Origin of the sequence: Psychromonas sp., assembly GCF_041586535.1 — a bacterium.
GTDB lineage: Bacteria > Pseudomonadota > Gammaproteobacteria > Enterobacterales > Psychromonadaceae > Psychromonas.
In genome coordinates, this window is the sequence record NZ_JBFGZY010000053.1 from 1 (window position 1) to 22,716 (window position 22,716).

Annotated in this window: 22 protein-coding genes and 1 pseudogene; 4 read left to right on the plus strand and 19 right to left on the minus strand. The window is 40.6% G+C overall.

The window, feature by feature from the left end:
• Positions 1-170: 170 nt before the first annotated feature.
• Entirely contained in the window at positions 171-1,571 is a 1,401-nt protein-coding gene (locus ABZA00_RS07695) for a tetratricopeptide repeat protein (RefSeq protein ID WP_372881575.1), read from the minus strand.
• Positions 1,572-2,570: 999 nt separating this feature from the next.
• Between ABZA00_RS07695 and ABZA00_RS07700 the strand changes: the two genes are divergently transcribed.
• On the plus strand, positions 2,571-3,581 hold the full coding sequence (locus tag ABZA00_RS07700) for a MipA/OmpV family protein (RefSeq protein ID WP_372881576.1): 1,011 nt from the start codon (positions 2,571-2,573) through the stop codon (positions 3,579-3,581).
• 59 nt (positions 3,582-3,640) lie between these two features.
• Here ABZA00_RS07700 and ABZA00_RS07705 read toward each other — a convergent pair whose 3' ends face one another.
• From ABZA00_RS07705 to ABZA00_RS07790, 18 genes are all read right to left on the minus strand, one after another.
• On the minus strand, positions 3,641-3,829 hold the full coding sequence (locus tag ABZA00_RS07705; RefSeq protein WP_372881596.1) for a glutaminyl-peptide cyclotransferase: 189 nt from the start codon (positions 3,827-3,829) through the stop codon (positions 3,641-3,643).
• Between the two features lie 310 nt (positions 3,830-4,139).
• Positions 4,140-5,369, minus strand: coding sequence for a beta-ketoacyl-ACP synthase (locus ABZA00_RS07710; RefSeq protein WP_372881577.1), 1,230 nt, complete (start codon positions 5,367-5,369; stop codon positions 4,140-4,142).
• Entirely contained in the window at positions 5,369-6,094 is a 726-nt protein-coding gene (locus ABZA00_RS07715; protein WP_372881578.1) for a 3-ketoacyl-ACP reductase FabG2, read from the minus strand. The genes ABZA00_RS07710 and ABZA00_RS07715 overlap by 1 nt, the downstream gene beginning before the upstream one ends.
• On the minus strand, positions 6,091-6,585 hold the full coding sequence (locus ABZA00_RS07720; protein WP_372881579.1) for a hotdog family protein: 495 nt from the start codon (positions 6,583-6,585) through the stop codon (positions 6,091-6,093). The genes ABZA00_RS07715 and ABZA00_RS07720 overlap by 4 nt, the downstream gene beginning before the upstream one ends.
• The gene (locus ABZA00_RS07725) at positions 6,578-7,789 is read right to left on the minus strand and encodes a beta-ketoacyl-[acyl-carrier-protein] synthase family protein (protein WP_372881580.1); all 1,212 of its coding nucleotides are present in this window, start codon (positions 7,787-7,789) and stop codon (positions 6,578-6,580) included. Before ABZA00_RS07725 ends, ABZA00_RS07720 begins: the two co-directional genes overlap by 8 nt.
• Complete coding sequence (locus ABZA00_RS07730; RefSeq protein ID WP_372881581.1) at positions 7,789-8,406, minus strand: DUF3261 domain-containing protein; 618 nt, start codon at positions 8,404-8,406, stop codon at positions 7,789-7,791. Before ABZA00_RS07730 ends, ABZA00_RS07725 begins: the two co-directional genes overlap by 1 nt.
• Positions 8,403-10,727 (minus strand): MMPL family transporter, encoded by a 2,325-nt coding sequence (locus ABZA00_RS07735; RefSeq protein WP_372881582.1) that lies wholly within the window; start codon positions 10,725-10,727, stop codon positions 8,403-8,405. Before ABZA00_RS07735 ends, ABZA00_RS07730 begins: the two co-directional genes overlap by 4 nt.
• Entirely contained in the window at positions 10,702-11,322 is a 621-nt protein-coding gene (locus ABZA00_RS07740) for an outer membrane lipoprotein carrier protein LolA (RefSeq protein WP_372881583.1), read from the minus strand. Before ABZA00_RS07740 ends, ABZA00_RS07735 begins: the two co-directional genes overlap by 26 nt.
• Before the next feature lie 52 nt (positions 11,323-11,374).
• Complete coding sequence (locus ABZA00_RS07745) at positions 11,375-11,809, minus strand: acyl-CoA thioesterase (RefSeq protein WP_372881584.1); 435 nt, start codon at positions 11,807-11,809, stop codon at positions 11,375-11,377.
• Between the two features lie 50 nt (positions 11,810-11,859).
• A complete protein-coding gene (gene hutH, locus ABZA00_RS07750; RefSeq protein WP_372881585.1) occupies positions 11,860-13,401 on the minus strand; it encodes a histidine ammonia-lyase in 1,542 nt (513 codons plus the stop codon).
• Positions 13,391-15,115 (minus strand): glycosyltransferase, encoded by a 1,725-nt coding sequence (locus ABZA00_RS07755; protein ID WP_372881586.1) that lies wholly within the window; start codon positions 15,113-15,115, stop codon positions 13,391-13,393. The genes hutH and ABZA00_RS07755 overlap by 11 nt, the downstream gene beginning before the upstream one ends.
• Positions 15,115-15,477 (minus strand): 3-hydroxyacyl-ACP dehydratase, encoded by a 363-nt coding sequence (locus tag ABZA00_RS07760; RefSeq protein ID WP_372881587.1) that lies wholly within the window; start codon positions 15,475-15,477, stop codon positions 15,115-15,117. The genes ABZA00_RS07755 and ABZA00_RS07760 overlap by 1 nt, the downstream gene beginning before the upstream one ends.
• A 3-nt stretch (positions 15,478-15,480) precedes the next feature.
• Positions 15,481-16,818: an AMP-binding protein gene (locus ABZA00_RS07765; protein ID WP_372881588.1), complete on the minus strand. Its 1,338-nt coding sequence runs from the start codon at positions 16,816-16,818 to the stop codon at positions 15,481-15,483.
• A gap of 40 nt (positions 16,819-16,858) precedes the next feature.
• A complete protein-coding gene (locus ABZA00_RS07770; RefSeq protein ID WP_372881589.1) occupies positions 16,859-17,425 on the minus strand; it encodes a hypothetical protein in 567 nt (188 codons plus the stop codon).
• Entirely contained in the window at positions 17,425-17,682 is a 258-nt protein-coding gene (locus ABZA00_RS07775) for an acyl carrier protein (protein ID WP_372881590.1), read from the minus strand. The genes ABZA00_RS07770 and ABZA00_RS07775 overlap by 1 nt, the downstream gene beginning before the upstream one ends.
• 2 nt (positions 17,683-17,684) lie before the next feature.
• Complete coding sequence (locus ABZA00_RS07780) at positions 17,685-17,942, minus strand: phosphopantetheine-binding protein (RefSeq protein WP_372881591.1); 258 nt, start codon at positions 17,940-17,942, stop codon at positions 17,685-17,687.
• Positions 17,943-17,956: 14 nt separating this feature from the next.
• Entirely contained in the window at positions 17,957-18,733 is a 777-nt protein-coding gene (locus ABZA00_RS07785) for a lysophospholipid acyltransferase family protein (protein ID WP_372881592.1), read from the minus strand.
• A complete protein-coding gene (locus ABZA00_RS07790) occupies positions 18,711-19,454 on the minus strand; it encodes a beta-ketoacyl synthase chain length factor (protein ID WP_372881593.1) in 744 nt (247 codons plus the stop codon). The genes ABZA00_RS07785 and ABZA00_RS07790 overlap by 23 nt, the downstream gene beginning before the upstream one ends.
• A 286-nt stretch (positions 19,455-19,740) precedes the next feature.
• Here ABZA00_RS07790 and ABZA00_RS07795 point away from each other — a divergent pair, with 286 nt between their 5' ends.
• From ABZA00_RS07795 to ABZA00_RS07805, 3 genes and pseudogenes are all read left to right on the plus strand, one after another.
• Entirely contained in the window at positions 19,741-20,970 is a 1,230-nt protein-coding gene (locus ABZA00_RS07795; protein WP_372881594.1) for an NAD(P)/FAD-dependent oxidoreductase, read from the plus strand.
• 18 nt (positions 20,971-20,988) lie between these two features.
• Complete coding sequence (locus tag ABZA00_RS07800) at positions 20,989-22,062, plus strand: methyltransferase (RefSeq protein ID WP_372881595.1); 1,074 nt, start codon at positions 20,989-20,991, stop codon at positions 22,060-22,062.
• A 334-nt stretch (positions 22,063-22,396) separates the two neighbouring features.
• Positions 22,397-22,570 (plus strand): annotated as a pseudogene (locus ABZA00_RS07805) (IS3 family transposase); the annotation flags it as partial.
• Between the last annotated feature and the right edge of the window lie 146 nt (positions 22,571-22,716).

Below are 22,716 nucleotides of genomic sequence, written 5' to 3' on the forward strand. Positions count from 1 at the left end.
AATTACACAAAATCGTATGGAACGATTTTGAACAGCTTTAGCTGGCCACAAAGTGGTGAAGAACAGGACGTTCTGAATCAAATCAATAACAAAGACTAAAATGTAGTTTTATGTCTAGCTAGCATTCATTTTAACAAGCATAAATGAATAGATAATTATCGGATTTGGTATTAATTACAATTCACATAATTAGATTCTAAACAAGCTCGAGACATTGCTTGAGCCTCGCTTATATCATTTGAGCTCATCATTTGTATTATATTGTCCATGGAGATATGCACATCGAAACCATTATATTGAGCTAAATAATACCACATATATCCTTTTTTATAATCCTGCCCCCTCCCCCGCCCAAAATGGTACAGGCCTCCTAAGCCATATTGAGCAATAGCATTTCCTTGCTCAGCGGCTTTTCTGTACCAGGTGGCCGCCTGCTTATAATCTTGAGGCACTCCCCGGCCGAAATGGTACAAGGCTCCCAGACCATATTGAGCACTAGCATTTCCTTGTTCAGCGGCTTTTCTATACCAGGTGGCTGCCTGCATATAATCCTGTGATACTCCCTTGCCTTTGTTGTAAAGAAATCCCAAATTAACTTGGGCTTTGGCATTCCCCTGCTCTGCAGCTTTTCTGTACCAGGTGACGGCCTGTTTATAATCTTGAGTCATCCCTCGGCCAAAATGGTACAGGACTCCTAAATTAACTTGAGCTTTAGCATCACCTTGTTGAGCTGCTTTTTTGTACCAAGTGGCTGCCTGTTTATAATCCAGTGGAACTCCATTGCCTACATTATAAAGGCCTCCCAGATTAACTTGAGCATTAGCATCACCTTGCTCTGCGGATTTTCTGTACCATAAGGCTGCCTGCTTATGATCTTGAGGTAACCCTCGCCCAACATTGTACAAGAACCCTAGATAATATTGAGCATTAGCATCTCCTTGCTCAGCAGCTTTTCTGTACCACGTTGCTGCAAGCCCAAGATCTTGAGGCACCCCATGTCCATGTTCGTACAAGAATCCCAAATAATATTGGGCATTTACTTCATCTTGCTCGGCCGCTTTTTTGTACCACGCCGCAGCCTCTTTATAACCTTGGGGCAATCCATCGCCTTTACGGTACATATTTCCCAGTTGCACCTGAGCAGTAACATTACCTTGCTCAGCGGCTTGCCTGTACCACAACACAGCCTGCTTATAATCCAGTGGAACCCCCTTGCCTTCATTGTACAGAAGCCCCAAGTTAACTTGGGCATTAGCATCACCTTGCTCTGCAGCTTTTCGGTACCAAGTAGCTGCTTGCTTATAATTCTGCGGCACCCCCTTACCTTTGTTATACAAAAAACCGAGGTTAACTTGAGCTTTAGCATTACCTTGTTCAGCGGCTTTTCTGTACCACATTGCAGCCTGTTCATAATCTTGGGGGACACCCTGTCCATAATCGAACATATTTCCCAGATTATATTGTGCAACAGCATCTCCTTGCTCAGCAGCTTTCAAGTTGTTTTGAAAATCTAAAGCATTAATAGGGAGAGTACTTAGCACTAATACAATAAAACAGAGCAATCTATACATAGGCACCTCATAGAAAATAAAAACATTACAAATGGATGGTTCTCATTATTATAGTCGATGCCCGCTAAACGAACTTTTTACCTCCGCGCCCTTTTAAAAAACGCGAAATATTTTTTCATCTAATTTATTATTTTTATTTCAACCGCAAACTGAGTCATCACCAATTTATGAGAGCACCTAAAGTCCCCTATCTTTATGCTGTCTCGTAACCTTTCTTGCGCTACTAAATCGATATCAGGAAAGGGTCCAAAAAATTAATATATGGATAAAAATCATATTCATACGCCCCACTACCACTTTATAAAGCAACGCATTATGCTTCAAAAGGACCAGAGGAGGGCAAGAAAGGACAGGAAAAAAGAAAGTAGGAGAGGGTTAGGTATGTTGGAAGCTTAACCTATTGAATTTAGGGTAACGCTGAAAACACTCGGTTGCGTTACACACACGCTACACACATGAAAAACAGGATATGGACAGGGATAATTTATAAAAGTGAAGCAGTTTGAGAGGATATGCAGACAAAAAATGCTCTGTAAGCTTTTGATAGCCCTAGAGCGCCATATAGTTTAAAAAAACAGCACCAGCGAGAGCCCTGCGGGAGCGCCTAAAAATAAAACCATTTAATCGTATCAACGATAAAGAATAGATTTTTTACACACTTTTACAGTCAGTATCATACTAGACTTGGCATCCTCACTAGATTGCTCGCTACACGGGATAAATGAGCTTACAGAATTTAAAAGAATCGAGCACTACCCTAGAAAAACAACTCAAGCTCTTCTAACAACGTACATTACAATTGTGCTTAGCTGCATTTTTATGGCTTAGGCTTTTTGTGCTTTACTTTCAGGCATAAAAACCTCACATTGTTAGAATAAATGACTACTGGAGCGGCACAATTACAACATTACAACGTATGGGGCTTTGGTTTGTCGTTCACAACATTTTATCTAAGATTGAATTTATCTTTTGAGCATATATCAACACGAAATAATACTGATGAACACTGATAAAACTTTACACAGGGTAGAAGAAGCCAAAGCAAATGCAGCTAACACATTGTCATTGGCCGAAATTGAGCTTTCTAAACTACCTGATAAATTATTAAACTTACATAAATTAATTGAGCTTCGCTTTAGCTATAACCAACTGGCCAACAGCATTACACCATTGACCCGGTTAACTACGCTGATAGTAAATAGTTCGAAATCATTGCTTCGCGTACTCATTATTTGCAGCTTTATTCAGTCTGCCTTTGCTGCCGAAAAGAAGCCGCTGTGGGAATATGGAGTAGGTGCGGCGGGTTGGTATAGCCCTCACTATTTAGGCTCTGATCAGCAGCAGGCTTATTTAATTCCGGTGCCCTATTTTGTTTATCGAGGCAAAACCATCCGCGCTGATAATGAAGGTCTGCGAGGTTTGCTATTTAGCAGTGATAAGCTAGATTTACGGCTCAGTGTCAGTGCTGTACTTCCAGTGGACAGTAAAGATAATGATGCCAGAGAGGGTATGGAAGATCTCGACTTCATGGTCGAAGTCGGACCCACTTTACAATATCAGCTGTTTCAGGCCGAGCAGCAGCAGTTGCGTTTTGATTTACCTATTAGAGCAGCATTTACTTTAGGGGGCGAGTTTTTAAACCATCAGGGCTGGACAGCCAACCCTCGTCTTCAACATGAACTTCAACTGCAAGGCTGGGCTCTCACCACCACAGCTGGCTTGGTGTTCAGTGATAGACGTTACCATGGTTACATTTATAATGTAAACCAAGCAGATGTGCGCGCTGACAGGTCATTTTATCAATCCTCATCCGGTTTTACCGGCAGCCGGTTCTCAGCCGGCATCAAGCGTCAATTTGGTAATCTCTATGTTGGCGCTTTGGTCAGTTATTATAACCTCAGCGGTTCAGCTAATAACGATAGTCCGTTGCTAAGGCAGGACGACTATTTATCTGCCAGTATGATTATTGCCTGGGTATTGGGTAATTCCAATAAACTGGTAGATGATTAAGCGTCAGCCCTGTAATGGCAGGCCAAAATACTGCATTTAACTTGTGACATTATTTATTTTTAGACTGAGGCTAATTCCCATAATTGCGACCAGTATTTTCCGATAACAAACAGTCTGCGTTGAGGTTTGTCGTAAAAAATACCGTTTAATACATCGATTTTTTTACTATACGATCGTTTAGAAAGCAAGCCATCAAGGCTAATTCTGCCGACCGTTTTACATCGAAAATTGTTTTGTCCTTCGTAAATTCCGCCTGTTTTGTCTGTTTTGTCTGTTTATACCTGATTGCCAGATAAAACCCAGTGTCAACACTAAGGCTCCTTTCATACTGCATATTCCGGCTAGATTTGAAATTACAGTCAATGTGCACAATGTATATTTTCAACGTATTGAGTTGAAAATAATTAACGCGCCAATGAACGGCTAACAGAACAAAGACATATCCGAGATAGTATTAGCCAAAATCAAAATTCCAGCCTAATTGGCAGATGACAGATATCGGCGTGGTTATAAAAAACGCAGCAAATTAGCTTGCTATCTGGCGCTTATAAATCAAACTTACCAACGTCTAAAAATCAAGGAGGTATTAATACCACCAAAAGCAAAATTATTGCTCATAATGTAATCACATGTGATTTCACGACCGGTGCCAGTAATATAGTCAAGATTACCACATTTAGGGTCAACACTATTCAGGTTTAAAGTGGGATTGAACCAACCTTCATTCATCATCTCAATAGCAATCCAAGCTTCGACTGCGCCACAAGCGCCTAGAGTATGACCAAAATAGCTTTTTAATGAACTAATCGGGATGTTAGCACCGACTACATTTTCTGTTGCATTAGTTTCTGCAATATCACCTCGTTCAGTAGCGGTACCATGTGCTGAGATATAACCAATTTTATCCGCACTGATACCTGCATCTTGTAATGCCATTTCCATACAAATCTGCATAGTTTCAGCTTCAGGTTGAGTGACATGTTTTGCATCACAGTTACTCGCAAATCCAATTAATTCCGCATAAATTTTGGCACCACGCGACTTTGCATGTTCATACTCTTCTAATACCAACGTGCCAGCACCTTCGCCTATCACCAAACCATCACGGTCCTTATCGTATGGGCTAGGCGAAGATTTTGGGTTGTCGTTTTTTAAGCTTGTAGCAAATAAGGTATCAAAAACCGCAGATTCTGTTGGACATAATTCTTCAGCTCCACCAGCAACCATTACGGTTTGTTTGCCGAATTTAATCGCTTCATAGGCATAGCCAATGGCTTGGCTACCCGAAGTACAAGCACTGCTCGTTGGAATGATACGTCCCTTTAAACCAAAAAACAGCCCAACATTTACCGCACTGGTATGTGGCATCATTTGTACATAGGTTGTAGCAGTGATAGCGCGAGTACTTTTTTCATTTAGCATTACACCAAAGGCTCCAACTGCATCGGTACTGCCCGTTGATGAGCCATACGCTACTCCTGTTTGTCCGTTAGTTAAAACATCATGACCTATTAAACCGCTTTGAATTAATGCATTTTCTGAAGCCAAGGTAGCTAACTTAGCAACGCGCCCCATGCCACGAGTTTTTTTGCGCGTGTAATGTTTAGGTAATTCAAAATTATCAATTGGGGCTGCAAGCTTAGTATTTAAACCATCATATTGCTCAAAACTTGGCATATATTGAGTTGCGTTTTCACATGCTTTTAGTTTGGCTAAAACACTTTCCCAATCATTACCAAACGCCGTGACACCTGACATACCTGTGATGACTACTCTTCGTACAACCATTACACTAGCCCCCCATTGATCGAAATAACCTGGCGAGTCACATAAGCAGCAACATCAGACATTAAATAACTCACCAAACCTGCAACCTCTTCAGGTTGTCCCATACGGCGTAGCGGCACCATAGGCAATGCATGCTCTTTAACCTCTTCATTAACCATACCTGTATCCACCAGCCCAGGTGCAACACAGTTAACGGTAATTTTTCGTTTTGCGAGTTCTAATGCTAATGCTTTTGTAGCACCTATAATGCCCGCTTTAGCAGCGCTATAGTTAGTTTGGCCACGATTACCGGTAATACCTGAAACCGAAGCCATGGTGACAATACGGCCACCTTTACGAAGCTGCACCATCGGCATAATACAAGGATGCAGTACGTTATAAAAAGCATCAAGGTTGGTATGCACTACACCATCCCACTCTTCACCTGTCATTGCTGGGAAAACTATATCGTTGGTGACACCGGCATTGCTTACCGCGCCATAATAAGCGCCATGCGCTTCAATATCAGCTTCCAATACCTGTCTACATTGCTCACGGTCACGGATATCGAATTGTAAAACACGTCCACTGCCACCAACTTCCTGTAACAACTCAACGGTTTTTAAAGCACCGCTTTTATCGCCCATATAATGCACCGCGATGGTAAAACCATCTTTAGCAAGCTGAATAGCGATCGCACGGCCAATGCCTTTGCTGGCACCGGTTACTAATACCTGTCTTGTCATTGTTGTTCCTTTTCAGGCTTTTCGCCTAACATACTTTTTAATTTTTCAGGTGAGGGTACAAACACATTCAACTGACTCCTTGCTAACACTTGCTCATTGCACTCTATGCGACAAGCAAAAGCAGCCATGCCCTCATTCTCCATTAACTGTTCTGCATAAATATCCAATACACTGCCTAACGTAAATTCACTACACTCTGCGTTATATCTACGACTGCCTAATAAAAATCCGATAGGTGGCGTTTCCCCTTGTGTATTAGCATGATACCCGGACCATGCAGCGACCGTCTGCGCCATAAACTCAATGCCAACCCAAGCGGGTACGGCACTCATCTGTTTATTAAAAAACAGTCCCGAATCGTCTATTTTAACTTGGCAATGAACGCTAAGCTCATCCACATCAACAAGCTTATCAATCAGTATCATCGGGGCTTTATGAGGCAGTAACTCACTAATATCTGAATAGTTATTGGTTATTACACAGTTATTCATTATCAGCCCCCAAAATTATCGATACATTATTACCGCCAAATGCAAAGGAGTTACTTAATACCGCGCGTTTAGCAAGTTTTTGCCCCGCTTTTACCAACAGGATCGGCGCAAGTGTTTTATCAACACGGCCATCATTAACCTGTTTGGGCAGATCAATATCTTCCTCTAATAACAAACAGATAATCGCCGCCTCAATAATACTGGCGGTACCTAGTGCATGCCCTGTAAAAGGTTTTGTTGAACTCACTGGCACCCTATTGGAAAATATCTGATAAATCGCCTTCGCCTCCATCGCATCATTAAGCGCTGTGGCGGTACCATGGGCATTAATGTAACCGATATCCTCAGCCAACAGCTGTGCATCATCAAGTGCATTTAACATCGCCTCAATAGCACCTTTGCCTTCGGGGTGCGGGGCTGATATATGATGCGCATCAGAGCTGTCACCAGCGCCTAATAACGCCAGGCTGTTATTATTATTATTGCTGATATTATTTTTTTCATTTGAAAGCAGCATAAAAGCAGCCGCCTCACCGATATTAATGCCATTTCTATTTTCGCTGAACGGATTACAGTGAGTGGTAGAAAGCGCTTCTAAGCCATGAAAACCGTTAAGTGTTAATTTACAAAGCGAGTCTGCTCCACCCACAATCACAGCATCGACCAACCCCGCATTTAACAGACGTTTTGCAGACAGAAACACACGTCCACTTGAAGAGCAAGCAGTGGAGATTGTATAAACAGGCCCCTCGATATTAAAGTGCTGTGCGACAAACTCACCCAAGTTACCCAGTTCCTGCTGCTGATAATGGTAACTTTCAGGAAACTCACCAACTTGCTGTTTTTTAGCAATAGCTGATTCACCATCACTAATACCAGAGGTACTGGTTGCCACCACTACGGCAATGCGATCTTTACCGTAACGTTGCACTGTACTTTTAATCTCCTCTTCGATTTGTAATAAAACTGACAGTGCAATTTGATTATTACGGGTATTAAACTTACCTTCAATCACGGGCAACCTGCTGGTTACCTTACCGACTACGGTTGTTTTACCATCGTTCAACCAACCCGTTTCTAAACACATATCCTCTGAAACCCCCTGAGATAGACGTTGTTTAGCAGTGCTTTTATTGTCACCTAATGCCGAGTTCATTGCCCAGCTATTAATGTACACAAGGCGTTTTTTTGTTTGCTTGCTCATCACGACTCGCTATTCGTTTCAATGTTTATCTGGTAATCAAGCAGCAGATGCTTAAAGGTAATTAACCCTGAGAGATAGGGCTTTTTCTGATAATTAATCTCTACCACCACCTGACCATGATCATTAATTAACACACGCTGTAAATCATTTTCAAGCAACCGCCATCCGATAGGCTGAAATGACGCAGTCCAGGCTTCAACAGGCCAAATTGATAACATCACGTTAAATAATACCTGCTCTGGTTTTGGCAGCGTATCAACAAGCCCCGCCATAACATAGGTTTGTATTTGGTTATCTGCATAATTAAGGCTTAATATACGCGTCCCCCAGGAGGAAAATCCAGCCAGCACCACCTGCTGGTCATCAACCTGCAGCTGCACTAATAATTTGTGTTGCTGTTTTTGCCCCCATTGCGCACTAATTAACTGACTCACACTGAGTGTTTGCTGCAATTGTACAGGTTTAGGGAGATCAACGAAGACACCATTGCTCACTTCCACCTGTATATTTTTACCCTGCAGCCCTGAGTCTTGCTGCTCTGCAGGTTGTGGAACAGGTTTCAGAGAACAGGCGCTAAGTAATATTACACTCAATAAACAACTAAAAATGCGCCTCATGATGCCTCTCTTATTGCTAATGGTGCTAATAACCACGCGACAATAATGCCGCTAAAGACGGTAATACCAAATCCATGAATCGCCTGTGTTTCGCTTAACGCCAATAAACCAAAAGATAATACCGTGGTGATAGCGGAAAGCGTGATCGCCAGCAGGGTATTTAAGACATGCTTATGATTCTTTTGTTCTGCAAAAAAAAGCGTGTAATCAATACCAATACCTAATATCAGAATCAGAGCTAATAAATTAAAGATGGTGATCGGTATTCCCATTAAACTAGTGATTGCCAGACCAGCACAGGCAGCAATTAACGGCGGGGTTAATACTAACAATGCTTGTTTCACTTTATAGCGCCATGTTAATAGAGCAGCAATTAGCAGGTAAGCAATCACCAATAAACCACTAATATGCTCGCGATACTCTTTAAATATAGAGGATATCTCATCCGCTTTATTCAAGTAGCTAAGATCAGGAGATGACTCACTGTACTTAACTAACAGCTCAATCTCTTTAAAACCATTAATTAAGATAATTGCCGCCTGACTGTTTTGTATCTCGCCTAACCATAAATAGGAGATATTTTTGGTCGCAGGAGACTGTAAAAAATCAGCAACAGTTAAGGGACTAAAGGCCGGTGGTGACCGCAACGGCCGTGCCAAGTTGAGTGTTTCAACGAGCCTTGGCGCCTGCGCTTCATATAATTGATTAACTAACTGATAGTTTTCTTTTTGCTCTGTAATTGACGGTAAATATTGACTTATACTCTGATAGGAAACCAGTTTCCCCTGTTTTTTCCACTGCTTTAACTGCAATTCAACTTGCTTTAGGCGGGCAAGCAGTGACTGCTCGCTATCCGCTTTGACTAGTAACATTTGCTGATTTTGACCGGCTCCAGTTATCTCTTTTATAAATGATTCCTGTGTTTTAAGACTCTCAGGCATCGCTTGTAACTGGCGAATATCATCATCAAAGGTAACTTGGCTAAAGGCTAGCAGGGAGATAAACAGCGTAAATAGTGGCACAAACAAGCGCACCTTGGGTTTATGCCATAAAAACAACCACTGTTGTAATATCCTTAAATTAGGCGGTTTGCTTTGGCTCTTCGATTTAGCCAATAAAGGATACCAGCACACGACAGTTAAATAGGCCGATAATAAGCCAACCACCGAGAATAGCGATAATTGTTGCAAACCAGGGAAAGGTGCCACCAATAAACCTAAATAACCAATTAAGCTGGTCACTAACCCAAGGGTGATAGCATTAAAGATATGCTTCAAGGCAAGAGATGAATCCCAATTATCTTTATGCACCAACCTTTCGGTTAAATAGTGGAAAGCATAATCAATAGAAACCCCAATTAAGCTTGCACCAAATACCAAGCTGAACAGATGTACTTTTTTAAACACTAAAACGGTGGTCACAAAAGCAACCAGCAAACCGCAACTGATAGACAACAGCGCTAAAAACAGGGGTAACGCACTGCGATAAACAAACAGCAAGAGCAGAATAATTCCCACTAAAGAGCCAATACCGATGGTGCTTATCTCGCCTTTTGCACTTTGTGTTCCATATGATGCGTAAAATAGGGTGCCGGTATGGTGTAGTAGCACATGAAACTTATCTTTAGTAGCGCTTTCTATTGCCGTTAGCTGTGGTAATTTATCCTGCAGATTTAAATTATATGGACTGTCCGCTAAATCAGCGTAAACAACAATATAAAAACGATTAGCCTGCTCGGCGGTTAAATAGCCCTGCTGCAAACTAATATTAGCGCTCGCGTGGCTGGTTTTAGATATATATTCACGAAACAGCAGGAAGGGATCATTACTTAGCTCTCCGCCAGTCACCCCCGAGAAAGGGTTATAGATCTGCTGAACAACCTGCTGACTCTGCTTTGCTGGATCTGCTGCTAAACGTTTTTTTTGTGTTTCTGTTAATAGTTGCGCACGGTAGGGAAAATAGAGGTTAGCCCAGGCCTGTTGCTCCTGCTCACTGAGCTTGCCTGAAACAGTGGAGAATAGATCCGTATTTATCAGTTGCTCAGTAAAATAATCAGCGCCTTTAATTGCTGTTTTTATATTTTCAGAGGAAATTAAAAAAACCACCTTATTACCCAAATTATCAGTCACTTGCTGGAACGCTTGCTGAGCAAATTTATCCTGATTATTTTCCGGTAATAGCGCCAGTATATTGGTTTCGATGGGAAATTTTTGCTGCGAATCTGTCTGTAAAACAGTCTGCAGCAAGAGCATAAAAATAGCGCCACAGATAATCACTAGCCACAATAGGGCTATTTTAGAACTGGAAATAGTGCTGTTCATAATCAGTTAAATTAGTTGGTAAGCTATTTTGATTAATAAACTGAATTGTTGAGCTATCATCATTCAATTCAATTAACTCAAGTTGATCGATATATTCAGCACCACTAATGGATAACTGCTTAAATACCTTATTTAATGGCGCACTTTTGGGCGTTAATAATAGTAACCACTGCCCCTTATCAGACTTTTCATTAACAGACTGCAAATGCAGTTCAAACTGTGCTGTGAGCCCTGCTATATCGCCTTTGAACAAAGATAAAAACAGGTGACTAAAATAAAACACCATTGGGTTGTCCTGTGCCTGAATAATTTGAGGAGCCTGGTTATCAAACTGCTGACTTAATTTATCTTGCGTCAATACAAGCGACACAGGAAAAGGCTGTGTTTGTAACCATAATAATCCCTGTTTTTGCTGTAGCACAAAATCACCGCGTGAAAGCAAAGGTTGATTAAACATCCGCATCTTTTTTGTCTGTATATATTGCCCACGCACCAGCTGCTGAGACGCTAATTTTTCCTGCAGCTCAGGCAGCGATAAAGCCTGCGCGATAGTGTTTATGCCAATGGTGCCGAACAATAACAGTAAAAAAGTCATGACTTGTTTCTTAGTCAAAAATTGTTTTTTAATCAGTTTTTTAATCAGTTTTTTAATCAACAAAGTAAGACTCCAGTTTATCGAGAAATAGTTGCGGTGAAGCAAAGCACATCTCCTGGCTATCAAGTGTAACAGCCACTTGCCGAGTATATCCTTTGGTCATACGCGCGCCTGTCTGTGCATCATAAATAACGTAATCAACACGTAAACGATGCTCCCATTCAGAGAGCGTCGCCGTAATACGTATTTGATGGTTATAAGGAATTGCTTTGACATATTTAACATAACTATCAATAACCGGCCACACGTAACCAGAAGCCTGCATTTCACGGTAGGTATAACCTATTTTTTCCATCAGAACTCGGCGTGACTCTTCAAAAAAACGAAAGTAGTTACCGTGATAAATAACGCCCATCGGATCAGCATCTTGAAATGATGTGGTTAATATCACTTCAGCGGTTAAATCAATTTTACGCTCTTCTATCATATGAACTCCGAAATTCAGCTATCAGCCATAGGCTTACGACTGACTGCTGGTTAATAAAGCTTCCAGTACTGATCTTGAATAAGCGTGATAAACTTACGTAAGTCCGCCTCTAAAGGGCGATCTTCTTCAATAAACTCAAATTCACTCAATACCGATGCAGTCATGGCACTTAAACCATCACTAAAATGGCTTTGATCGAGTTCATTTTGACGTTTACGTAGTACTAATGCTTGCGTTGCTGCTAGCAAAGACGCAGCAGCCACTTGTTCTGTCAAAACTAAAACACGCAAACAATCACGTGAGGCAATGGTGCCCATACTAACTTTATCTTGGTTATGACACTCCGTTGAACGTGAGAATACACTCGCTGGCATGGTATGTTTCAACGCTTCAGCGGTCCAGGCAGAAACACCAATTTGTACCGCTTTAAAACCATGATTAATCGGTTTGCGCCTGCCCTGTGCACCGGTTAAGTTAAATGGCAGACCATTATTAAACTTATAATCCATCAACTGCGCCATCTGTCTGTCGAGCAGATCGGCAATATTGGCAACTGCGGTTTTTAAGCTATCCATGACCATCGCAATATGACCACCATAAAAGTGCCCACCATGTAATACACGCTCATTATCACCATCAATGATTGGATTATCATTAGCACTATTAAGCTCATTTTCAATCATGCTACGAAAGAAAGGTAGACTGTCCTGTAACACACCAATGACGTGAGGAGCACAGCGAAGCGAGTATCTGTCTTGTAAACGATCACTATTACGTGGTGGTCGCTCTGCTTGTAAATCAGAACGTAACCAAGCTGCAATTTGTTGTTGCCCCGGATGAGGTTTTACTGCGAACAGTGCTTCATCGAAATGGAAGTCATTTCCATGCATTGCCACAGACACCATCGCAGTAATTTTAGTGGCTAGTTGAGCAAGATACTCTGCACGCTTATAAGCTAAGCAAGCGAGGGCTGTCATCACCGCTGTACCATTCATCAGCGCCAATCCCTCTTTGGGTTTAAGCTTAATGGGTTTGATACCGAGCTCTTTAAACACCTCTGCAGTTGCGCGAATCTGATCTTTATAGATAACTTCACGCTCACCAATTAAGGTAGCCGCTAAATATGAGAGTGGCGTTAAATCACCACTTGCACCAACCGATCCCTCTTCTGGAATACGCGGTGAAATATCATGATTAATTAACGTTATTATTTGCGCTAACAGCTCATGTGTTACCCCTGAAACACCTTGAGATAATGAACATAAACGAGTCGCTAATACCGCTTTCGCCTGTTGCTCAGTTAAGTCATCACCTAGACCACAACCATGGAAACGGGTTAAATGCAGCGGTAACTCATCTACTAACTCAGGCGGTATAGCAACATTACATGAGTCTCCGTAACCGGTTGTCACACCATAAATAACACCATCTTCTTTTAATAGAGACTCTAAAAATGCCACACCGCGATCTATTTTGGCATTAAATTCAGCACTATTGTTCATCTTTGCATCTGCACCATTAGCGATATCGACGATATCTTCAATGGTCAAACGTCCTTGCCCAAATGTGATGCTTTGCGCTTTATTTGTCATTTTCTTTTCCACTTAACTGCCAAAAATTAAAAAAGTTATACCACTGCAATGGTGCTTTTAAAGTGTAATGTTGTAATCGTATAGCATACTGCTGCACAACCTCTTGTAATGCTTGTTCTCTTTGCCCTCTTGGTAATTTAATTTGCTCACTAAAAGGCTGAAAGTAAAAGTAGTAATGGGGCGTTTTCCTTTTTTCATCACGTAAAGCAAATAGCGTATAAACAGGAGCTTTTAAAATAGAAGCTAATAAAAATGGGCCCTGTGGAAAGGGGGCTTTTTTGCCTAAAAAATCCGCCCACACAGAACGACTTTCAACACTGGTTGAAGTGCGATCCCCAACAATCACCACCCATTCTCCCGCTTCTAGTTTTTGATCTAACAAAATAGCGGTGTCGGCCCCTAGTTTATTGACCTGAATAATATTAAGTTCTGAACTGGGATTAATCGCTTTCATCACCGCATTAAAACGGGGGGCATGATCGGTAAAAACCAAGGCATTAATTTTAATTCCATGATGGCGTTTACTTAATGCACGCGTTAATTCTAAATTACCCAAATGAGATCCGATAATAACAATGCCTTGTTTTGATTTTTTCAGGCTATCTAAGTGGTGCTCACCTGATATCGATAGGTTATCAATGGAAATATCCCCTTTCCATCCTGCCAGTTTATCTAACATGGTTAATGCAAACGAGTTGATATGCTGGTAAACCGTTAAGTTTTTTGGCGGTTTGATGCCTGAATTTAAACAATATTGACGTAGTTGGTTGAAATACTGTGTTGAGCTTTGTTTGATCTGTTTATTTGTTAACGAGTAATAAAATAACACAGGGATCAAAGCTAATTTAAAGAAAGAGCGCCCTAAAATGGAATACGTAGCCATCAATAGTTTAATACCGTAATAGGTGCCTTGTTCTCGCTGTTTTGACCAATGTGTTTTACTGTCTTGCTGATTAGTACTGTTATCTATGCGCTTATTGCGAGTCATCAGTGAAGGGATGCGCGTTAACATGCCAAAAAACAACTTAGTATGCATTTTGCTGATTTTGATATTGTCTTGCAGCGCATCAAAATGAGATATGCCATTTTCAGGATAGATAACCTTAGTGTCAACAAAGCGAATATCACAATCAGCCCAATATAGCTTAACCATAATTTCTATATCAAAATCCATGCGCAAACCCACTTTGGTCTGCTGAAAAAGTTGTAATGTCGGTTGAATGGGATAAGCACGAAAACCACACATACTGTCTTTAATCGAAAACGATAATGTTTCTACCCATACCCAAAAGTGAGTTATATAACGACCATATAATCGGCCTTTAGGCACAGACTTATCATAGACTGGTCGACCAGAGATTAATGCTTGAGGGTGATTTTTCGCTTCATTTAATAACTTATCCAAGCTACTTAGATCATGTTGACCATCTGCATCGATTTGAATTGCGTGGCTATAACCTAATTGTTGCGCTTTTTGAATACCTGCAATAACAGCACCACCTTTACCCTGGTTAATCGGCAAAGTAACGACGATATGCTCACCGACCAGAAGGTTGATGGCATTTTTAGTGCTGATATCACTGCCATCATCAACAATGATAATCGTATACTGGTAGAGTACAGCAAGTTTTTCTATAACGGCAGGTAACATTTCACCATGGTTGTAGCAGGGAATTAAAAAACAGGGATTAAAGCGATCATTATTAATACCCATTAAATTGCCCCCAACTTAATACGACCCGATGAATGTTTTATTACGACAGCATCACAATAACTAATATAACTAAAGGTCAATTTTCCCTTTTCAGCATCCCAAGTTAAGGTTAATTCAACACGGTTATTGGGTAAAATTGCTTCTTGAAACTTGATAACTTCCATCCCTTTAAAACGTTCTGGGCAGTTCAAGAATTGTTGACCATAAAAAATAGCCCAATCTAATTGCGTGACCCCCGGCAAAATTGGAAACCCAGTAAAATGGCCTTTAAAATCAGTTAACTCTGGGTCGATTAGCAGTGATAATCGCACCTCATTTTCAGTCACGCTTTGTTGGCAAATAGTCGCTTTACGTAATGTCATGGTCTACTCTACAAATAACTTGATTAGTTCGGCATGTGAGCGCTTACCCTGCGTATTTACAGGTATTTCATTGATTACTCTAAAATAACGAGGTATCGCAACAGGTTCAATCCACAAACGCAGTTGTTGGCGTAATAAGATCCAAAACTTGCCTTTCCCTAAACGATTAATTTCGTTAATACCTTCTTCAGTAAGCGCCAATACCCCACCTAAGGCTGATCGTTGCTCGGTTTCTAGCAATATCACTGCACTTTCGTATATCCAGGGTAATTCAGTTAAATGTTGTTCAACCTCAATTAGAGAGATACGCTTCTCTTCGATTTTAACAATTTTATCTGCACGGCCTTTTACTATGAATTTTTTTTGACCATTATGTTGCCCAAGCAGTTGGCATTGATCCGCAGTTTGGTACCAATCATCTCCTATCCAAGGGGACTTTAAGGTTAAGCAATCATGCGCATCTGTATCAGCTACAATTCCCTCAAAAAAAGTCCAAACACAGCCCTCTCGAGTTTGCTGGCGATAACCAATGCCACCTGTTTCTGTACTGCCAAACACTTCAATTGGTAACTGTTTTAAACTTGCTGAGCTTTGCCTCACTGCTGAATAAGCTAAGGAGCCTCCAGATGAGAATACTGCCGCATATCCATCAAACCCGGTTACATCTTCGATACGTTTTAATAAAGCTGGACTACTAATTAAGACCAGATTTGATTGCGCATTCGCTACAACTTGCTCTGGATAAATTAAATTTGTACGCGCAAAAGATCGACCTGCACAAAGTGGCCATAATAAACGAAATAACAGCCCGTAAATATGTTGATGAGAAACCGTGCTGACAATTTTTTTATTCGTTAATAACGCCCCCCAATTTTTTTCTAATTGTTGAATTTCGTTATCTAACAGGGTTAATCTTTTAACTATCGGCTTTGGCAAACCGCTAGAGCCAGAGGTAAAAAGGGTAATTGAAACTTTCGCTAGGTCTAATGCCGGTAAGAATGCTTGCGATTGAGGTTGTAATTTAAGTTGTGATTCATTGTTAGAAATAGGTAACTGAATCTGTTTTTTATCTGAATAATCAATAAGCTGCCCATCTTGCAACATCGCATCAAACTCTGCTGATAAACTATTTAGCATTTCTGGTTGATGATTACCGGGTAATACTATTTTTTTAGCGGCACACGCGGCGGCAAAAAAGGCGATACAAAAAAAATAACTATCGCCACAGCAGATAGCCCAACGCAGCTCTTTTTGTTGCTTTAGTTGTTCCGTGAGTTTTTTTACATCAGCTATAAAAGTTTGCCAGTTTATATTTTGCTGATTTGAAAAAGCGACGCTCATTGTCGCAGGGCGGTTGGCATTTAGCAGTGTATCGAGGCGATTAAAGGTCATTATTTTTTCTTTTTATGTAAAGGCGCACTACAAACTCAGTGGCGAATAATGCACCCGCTAACAGATAACTGATCAAACCATTGTATAACGTCCACATCGATAAACTAACGAAGCTGGTATACAAAGCGATAAGGCCATTAATAATAAAAAACAGACACCAAACCTTGGTGACAGTGCGCGTATAACGAATCGCATAATCAGGTAATTCAGGTTCTTGTAGCCGCGCAAACCGTTCGATTATGGTTTCTGATTGCCATAAACTTGCCATAAACAGTGTAAACATCAGCAGATTAACGATGACCGGGTAATAGGTAAACCAGCTGCTATTATTAAATAGAAAAGCAAACAAGGTTAAGCTCCCCCCAGCAAAACCGCTTAACCAAGCGATATATTTAAGCTCACGCAGACGTGTTTTATTGCCGCCAATAATACGTAAGATAAACAAAAAACCAAGTACACCAGCAACTGCGCCTATTCCCCATTGGCTTAAACCATAATAGACGGCAAGCGGATAAGTTAATAAAACAATTGCTGACAATATTGCCAGCAATTTCATTATTTTTCCTTTAACAGTTCTTCAACAGCATTAACAATATCTTCTACCGTGCGCACCATTTTAAACTCATCAGGTTTGATTTTTTTACCCGTTAGTTTTTGCAAGTGAACCACTAAGTCGACAGCGTCTAAGCTGTCCAAATCTAACTCTTGGTACAATTTAGTTTCAAGCTGAATATCTTTAGCATCTAACTCAAATAATTCAACTAATGCATCTTGAACCTGTTGAAATATTTTTTCGCGATTTAGTTTTGTCATGTTTATCCCTTATTCGCGAAGATGTATTTAGCCAAGTTAGCAACAGAAGCAAAGTGCTCGCGCGTTTGAGTGTCATCTGCATCAATCACTACGCTATATTGCTTTTTAATCGCTAACCCCAATTCGAGTGCGTCGATAGAATCTAAGCCTAAGCCATCACCAAATAGTGGAGCATCTGTTTCGATCTCTTCAATACTGATATCTTCAAGATTGAGTGAATCAATAATAAGTTGTTTAATCTCTGTTTGTAATTGTTCCATGAATACCTACTTTGTTATCTGTTTCCAGATCGAAAAAGAACATCGTCTAGATGCTTATTTAATTTTCGCACCGCAACTGAAGGTGCCCCCCCTTCTTCAATAAAGGGCTTTATTGCTATTTTATCCTTTACTTGAAGATGGAAAAAGGGTTTTACATCGGGAACTTGGTACCATTTTTTCTGTTTGGTTAGAAAAGGTGGGGTGACCGATATATGAATGACTCGCAACTCTGTTTTCGTTTTGATTGCAATTTGCGCAGCACCACGCTGTAACTTCGACGAATTTCCCGGCGCTGTACGTGTTCCTTCTGGGAAAATTAACAGCACATTGCCATCATCTAATCGTTTAGAGCAATCATCAATTAAGTTTTCTACAGCTGTATTGGGAATATAACCCGCAGACTTAACCACCCCTTTCATAAATGGATTGTGCCAAATCGCTTCTTTTACCAAACAATCACACTGCTCTAAACGTGATGCAATTAAGACGTAATCTATCAAACTTGGATGGTTAGCCACAATAATGCAGTTTTTATCCTGTTGTAATAATGCTTCGTCATCAAAGCGATAATCAATAGCGCCAGTAAAACGCATTGATGCGCAGAAAAAAGCAAATGAGCGCTGAATTATTTTTTGTACTTTCAATTCACGTTCTAAGTTATCTTTCAACGAAAAAGTCAGTAGCGGAAAAACGATAAAAGTAAGCGCTAGCCCACCAAAACCAAATAAAGCAAAATTAAAACCCGTCGCAAAAATGCGCCATGCTTTATTAATGTGTTGATAACAAGTCATCTTTTTCCCTCCATTGCCAACACTTATTTTGACTCTTTATATCAACGAATTTTTTATCTGAAACCAACCAATTGATAAGTTGCAAAGCATGAGGGTGTGGGTGCAATTTATCGGTAAGAGCGGGGGTACTGCTTAACGTGTAGCGATCACCGGATTCAATCAACATAGCCAACGCATAACTTTGATAATCTTGTGTTTCATATTGCTGGTATAAATCAGGTAATGGTTCGTCAAAATCAACCACCAACACTTGATGCGTTGGGTGTTCACAGAGGTAGCAATAAGATTCAATAATGGCACCTGATAAACCATTTTCTCCACTTGCTATTGAGGTAACGGGTGTTGCACGTTTGCTAGCAATGGTAAATAACCCCGCTGCTGTGTTGTGTACTGACTGTGAAAATGCCATTGGAGAAGCGTCCTCGCCTTTTATAATATCTTCCAGCAAAGACACGGTACGGGTTAATTCTCCGTGTCGACTGGTAAAAATGATGTAATCGAACTGCTGATCTTGACTAATTTGCATCGCGGCTTGTACAGCAACTTTACTCAAACTACTCATGCGTCGGCGCAGCATAGGCGGAATGAGCGTAGCTTGTAATTTACTTGCGTTGTTCGGCCATAAACAATGCTGTTCACTCCAGCATCGCCAAGCATCTTGACTCTCTATTCCTGGCGAAATCGCAAACCAGTTTTTAATATTGAAGGCTATTGCTTTCATTTTCCGCCTACTTCTATCTATCGTGACAATATTGACTTAAAAATCAATGTTAACAAATCAGTAATAAAGAGTTTACCATCAGCATGGTACATGAGGCCTTTTATTTATCAAAAACATCTATAATTACTCTGCAAATAGAATATCCTATAAATAGAATTATTATAAACAGAAGCTGGTTGCGCATCATACAATTGTCTTCGTAAACGCGCATTTTATTGATGCAAACACTATATATTGAGTTTAAAAAGTATAAACTTATTACACCTAAAATTAATGGGCAATCACTTTGTTAGGAAAGCAAAATACTCAAGTTGCAATTATTGGCGCGGGGCCTTCAGGCTCTATCGCCGCAGCATTGTTAAATAAACACAATATCGATTGTATCGTATTAGAAAAAAGCACATTTCCTCGCTTTTCTATTGGTGAAAGTTTATTACCTGCATGTATGGGGTTTATCAAAGAAGCTGGATTGCTAGAGGCTGTATTAGCAGCTGACTTTCAATTTAAAAATGGAGCTGCATTCCATAAAAATGGGCGCTCAAGCCACTTTGACTTTACTGACAAATACACAGAAGGGGCAGGAACGACCTTCCAAGTTCAACGCGGTAAATTTGATAAAGTATTAGCGGATGCTGCTCAGAAACAAGGCGTAAAAATTCGTTACCGGCATGAGCTGTTAAGCTTAGATTTAAGTAATAAACCACTGCTGACCGTTGCGGATGAAAATCAGCAACAGTACCAAATTGAAGCCGATTATATTCTGGATGCCAGTGGATTTGCGCGTGCATTACCACGCTTATTAGATTTAGAGGAACCCTCTACTTTACCGCCCCGCAAAGCAATATTTACCCATATTGAAGATAATATTAGCGATCAACATTTTGACCGCAATAAAATCCTAATATCGGTACACCCTGATGATAGCGAAGTGTGGTATTGGCTAATCCCCTTTAGCAATGGCAATTGTTCATTTGGAGTGGTCGCTAAAGAATCCTTTTTTGAGCACTACCCAGACGATAACATCCAAGCCTTGAAGCAACTTGCTATGGAAGAGATCCGCCTTGCGATTATTCTCAGAGAAGCTCAATTTCCAAACCCTAGTGGCGAAATACTCGGTTATTCTGCAAATGTTAAACAATTATGCAGTGATAAATTTGCATTATTAGGCAACGCGGGGGAGTTTTTAGATCCGGTATTTTCATCAGGTGTAACTATTGCGATGAAATCAGCACAACTTGCCAGCCATTTGTTGGTTGAAAAATTTGCAGGCAAAGAGGTGAACTGGCAGCAGCAATATGCGCAAGAACTGATGGTCGGTGTTGATGCTTTTCGCTGTTATGTAGAGGGTTGGTATAATGGTCAATTTCAAGAAGTTGTTTTACAAGAAAACCCCAACGCTAAAATTAAACAGATGATCTGCTCTATTTTAGCGGGATATGCATGGGATAAAAACAACCCTTTTGTTACTCAACCACAACGTCGTTTACAAACTGTGTTCGAACTCTGTAAGCCTTAAAATTAGATAGAGAAATTGATGAACAACTTTTTAACAGACCCTTACAACGCATTACAGGCTAAAACAGAAGCGCAAAAACTAGCTTTTGCTCCAATCACCTTTCATACCGCGCGCACTTTACGCGATTTAGGTATTTTGCAGGTTTTAAGTAACGCTAAACAAACAGGATTAAACGCACAACAAATTAGCGAAAAAACGAATGTTTCCGAATATGGCGTCAAAGTATTACTGGATATGGCTCTGAGTGCTCATATTGTTCTTTGGCAGCACCCAAACTATGTATTAGCTAATCTTGGCCACTCGTTAGTACACGACAGCATGACCCGTGCAAACTTAGATTTCACGGCTGATGTTTGTTATGCCGCAATGATGCATTTAACCGAAGCTATCGAAAAAGGCACACCAGCCGGACTGAAAGAGTTAGGAGACTGGCCAACCATTTATGAAGGTTTATCGCTTTTACCTGAGAAAGCCAAGCAAAGTTGGTTTGAATTTGATCATTTCTACTCGGATCGCTCTTTCCCAATATTGCTAGAAAAAGTATTTAAAGATAAACCAAAACGTATCTTTGATATCGGAGGTAATACCGGCAAGTGGTCTCTGCAATGTGTAAATCATGATGCAGATGTTGAAATGACTATTATCGATTTACCACAACAGGTTGAAATGGCAATGGAAAATGCGCAAGAACAGGGTTTTTCTGAGCGAATTAAAGGTTACCCAGCCAATATATTAGATAAAACGGCTGAGCTGCCAACAGGGGCTGATGTCTGGTGGATGAGCCAATTCTTAGACTGCTTCTCTCCAATGGAAATTCTCAGTATTTTGCAACGTATTCGCAACGCTATGAGCGATAACGCAAAAGTCTATATTTTAGAATTGTTCTGGGATGCGCAAAAATATGAAGCTGCAACATTAAGTTTAAATGCGACTTCTTTGTACTTCACCTGCTTGGCAAACGGAAATAGCCGTTTTTACAGAGGCGAAGACTTTTTAGAAATTGTTGAAAATGCCGGATTTACTGTTGAAAAGCGTACCGATGATATTGGTTTGGGGCATACTTTATTAGAATTAAAAAAATTGAATCAATAAACATTAGGAGTGTGACTCATAGAGAAAGGGTGCCTATGAATCACACTCCTTATCCTTATCCTTATCCTTATCCTTATCCTTATCCTTATCCTTATCCTTATCCTTATCTGTAGTGAATTTAGCCTTCATTCTATTAGCACTAAACTCATCCAATTAACTGACAATAAAAATACTCAATACATGCAAACGCCCCTGTTTAAATTATCAATTTAATCAGGGGCGTTTAGCAACAATTAATGGCAACATATAGTGAAGATCTGTAAGTAACACCAAAAAGTATCTTGGAAGCGGTTTATCGATCTGGAAGTTTGCAATACAAGAGGGATTGAGGTGTTCTGAATCGCTGTTTCGCACAGTGAAATATTGCTGCCGTTGGCCGAGCGAAGGCTTCAATGGCTTGGATGAAGCAAGGGTCTGGGTGAGAGGATTTAGCACATGTTATGGCAACGAACACATGCACAGCCGAATCAAATTCGTGACGCCAGTGCAACGCCACGATCGTGAAGATAAAGTGTTGAAGCTCACCCAGCTAAAGCAAGGTGATGCTTGTCGTCAACGGTTTAGGCATTGCAACATTAAGTTGCGTTAGTCTTCTAAAACCTCTTACAAGCGTTTAACGTGTCGGCACTACCTGCCGCCACGAATTTTTAAGCG

Bases quoted from the DNA above. Each gene is read 5' to 3' on its own strand.
- ABZA00_RS07700 (WP_372881576.1), top strand. From the start codon at position 2,571: ATGAACACTGATAAAACTTTACACAGGGTAGAAGAAGCCAAAGCAAAT.
- ABZA00_RS07790 (WP_372881593.1), bottom strand. From the start codon at position 19,454: ATGAAAGCAATAGCCTTCAATATTAAAAACTGGTTTGCGATTTCGCCA.
- ABZA00_RS07710 (WP_372881577.1), bottom strand. From the start codon at position 5,369: ATGGTTGTACGAAGAGTAGTCATCACAGGTATGTCAGGTGTCACGGCG.
- ABZA00_RS07765 (WP_372881588.1), bottom strand. From the start codon at position 16,818: ATGAGCGTCGCTTTTTCAAATCAGCAAAATATAAACTGGCAAACTTTT.
- hutH (WP_372881585.1), bottom strand. From the start codon at position 13,401: ATGACAAATAAAGCGCAAAGCATCACATTTGGGCAAGGACGTTTGACC.
- ABZA00_RS07715 (WP_372881578.1), bottom strand. From the start codon at position 6,094: ATGACAAGACAGGTATTAGTAACCGGTGCCAGCAAAGGCATTGGCCGT.
- ABZA00_RS07780 (WP_372881591.1), bottom strand. From the start codon at position 17,942: ATGGAACAATTACAAACAGAGATTAAACAACTTATTATTGATTCACTC.
- ABZA00_RS07785 (WP_372881592.1), bottom strand. From the start codon at position 18,733: ATGACTTGTTATCAACACATTAATAAAGCATGGCGCATTTTTGCGACG.
- ABZA00_RS07740 (WP_372881583.1), bottom strand. From the start codon at position 11,322: ATGACTTTTTTACTGTTATTGTTCGGCACCATTGGCATAAACACTATC.
- ABZA00_RS07720 (WP_372881579.1), bottom strand. From the start codon at position 6,585: ATGAATAACTGTGTAATAACCAATAACTATTCAGATATTAGTGAGTTA.
- ABZA00_RS07770 (WP_372881589.1), bottom strand. From the start codon at position 17,425: ATGAAATTGCTGGCAATATTGTCAGCAATTGTTTTATTAACTTATCCG.
- ABZA00_RS07695 (WP_372881575.1), bottom strand. From the start codon at position 1,571: ATGTATAGATTGCTCTGTTTTATTGTATTAGTGCTAAGTACTCTCCCT.
- ABZA00_RS07730 (WP_372881581.1), bottom strand. From the start codon at position 8,406: ATGAGGCGCATTTTTAGTTGTTTATTGAGTGTAATATTACTTAGCGCC.
- ABZA00_RS07800 (WP_372881595.1), top strand. From the start codon at position 20,989: ATGAACAACTTTTTAACAGACCCTTACAACGCATTACAGGCTAAAACA.
- ABZA00_RS07775 (WP_372881590.1), bottom strand. From the start codon at position 17,682: ATGACAAAACTAAATCGCGAAAAAATATTTCAACAGGTTCAAGATGCA.
- ABZA00_RS07755 (WP_372881586.1), bottom strand. From the start codon at position 15,115: ATGGGTATTAATAATGATCGCTTTAATCCCTGTTTTTTAATTCCCTGC.
- ABZA00_RS07745 (WP_372881584.1), bottom strand. From the start codon at position 11,809: ATGATAGAAGAGCGTAAAATTGATTTAACCGCTGAAGTGATATTAACC.
- ABZA00_RS07725 (WP_372881580.1), bottom strand. From the start codon at position 7,789: ATGAGCAAGCAAACAAAAAAACGCCTTGTGTACATTAATAGCTGGGCA.
- ABZA00_RS07760 (WP_372881587.1), bottom strand. From the start codon at position 15,477: ATGACATTACGTAAAGCGACTATTTGCCAACAAAGCGTGACTGAAAAT.
- ABZA00_RS07735 (WP_372881582.1), bottom strand. From the start codon at position 10,727: ATGAACAGCACTATTTCCAGTTCTAAAATAGCCCTATTGTGGCTAGTG.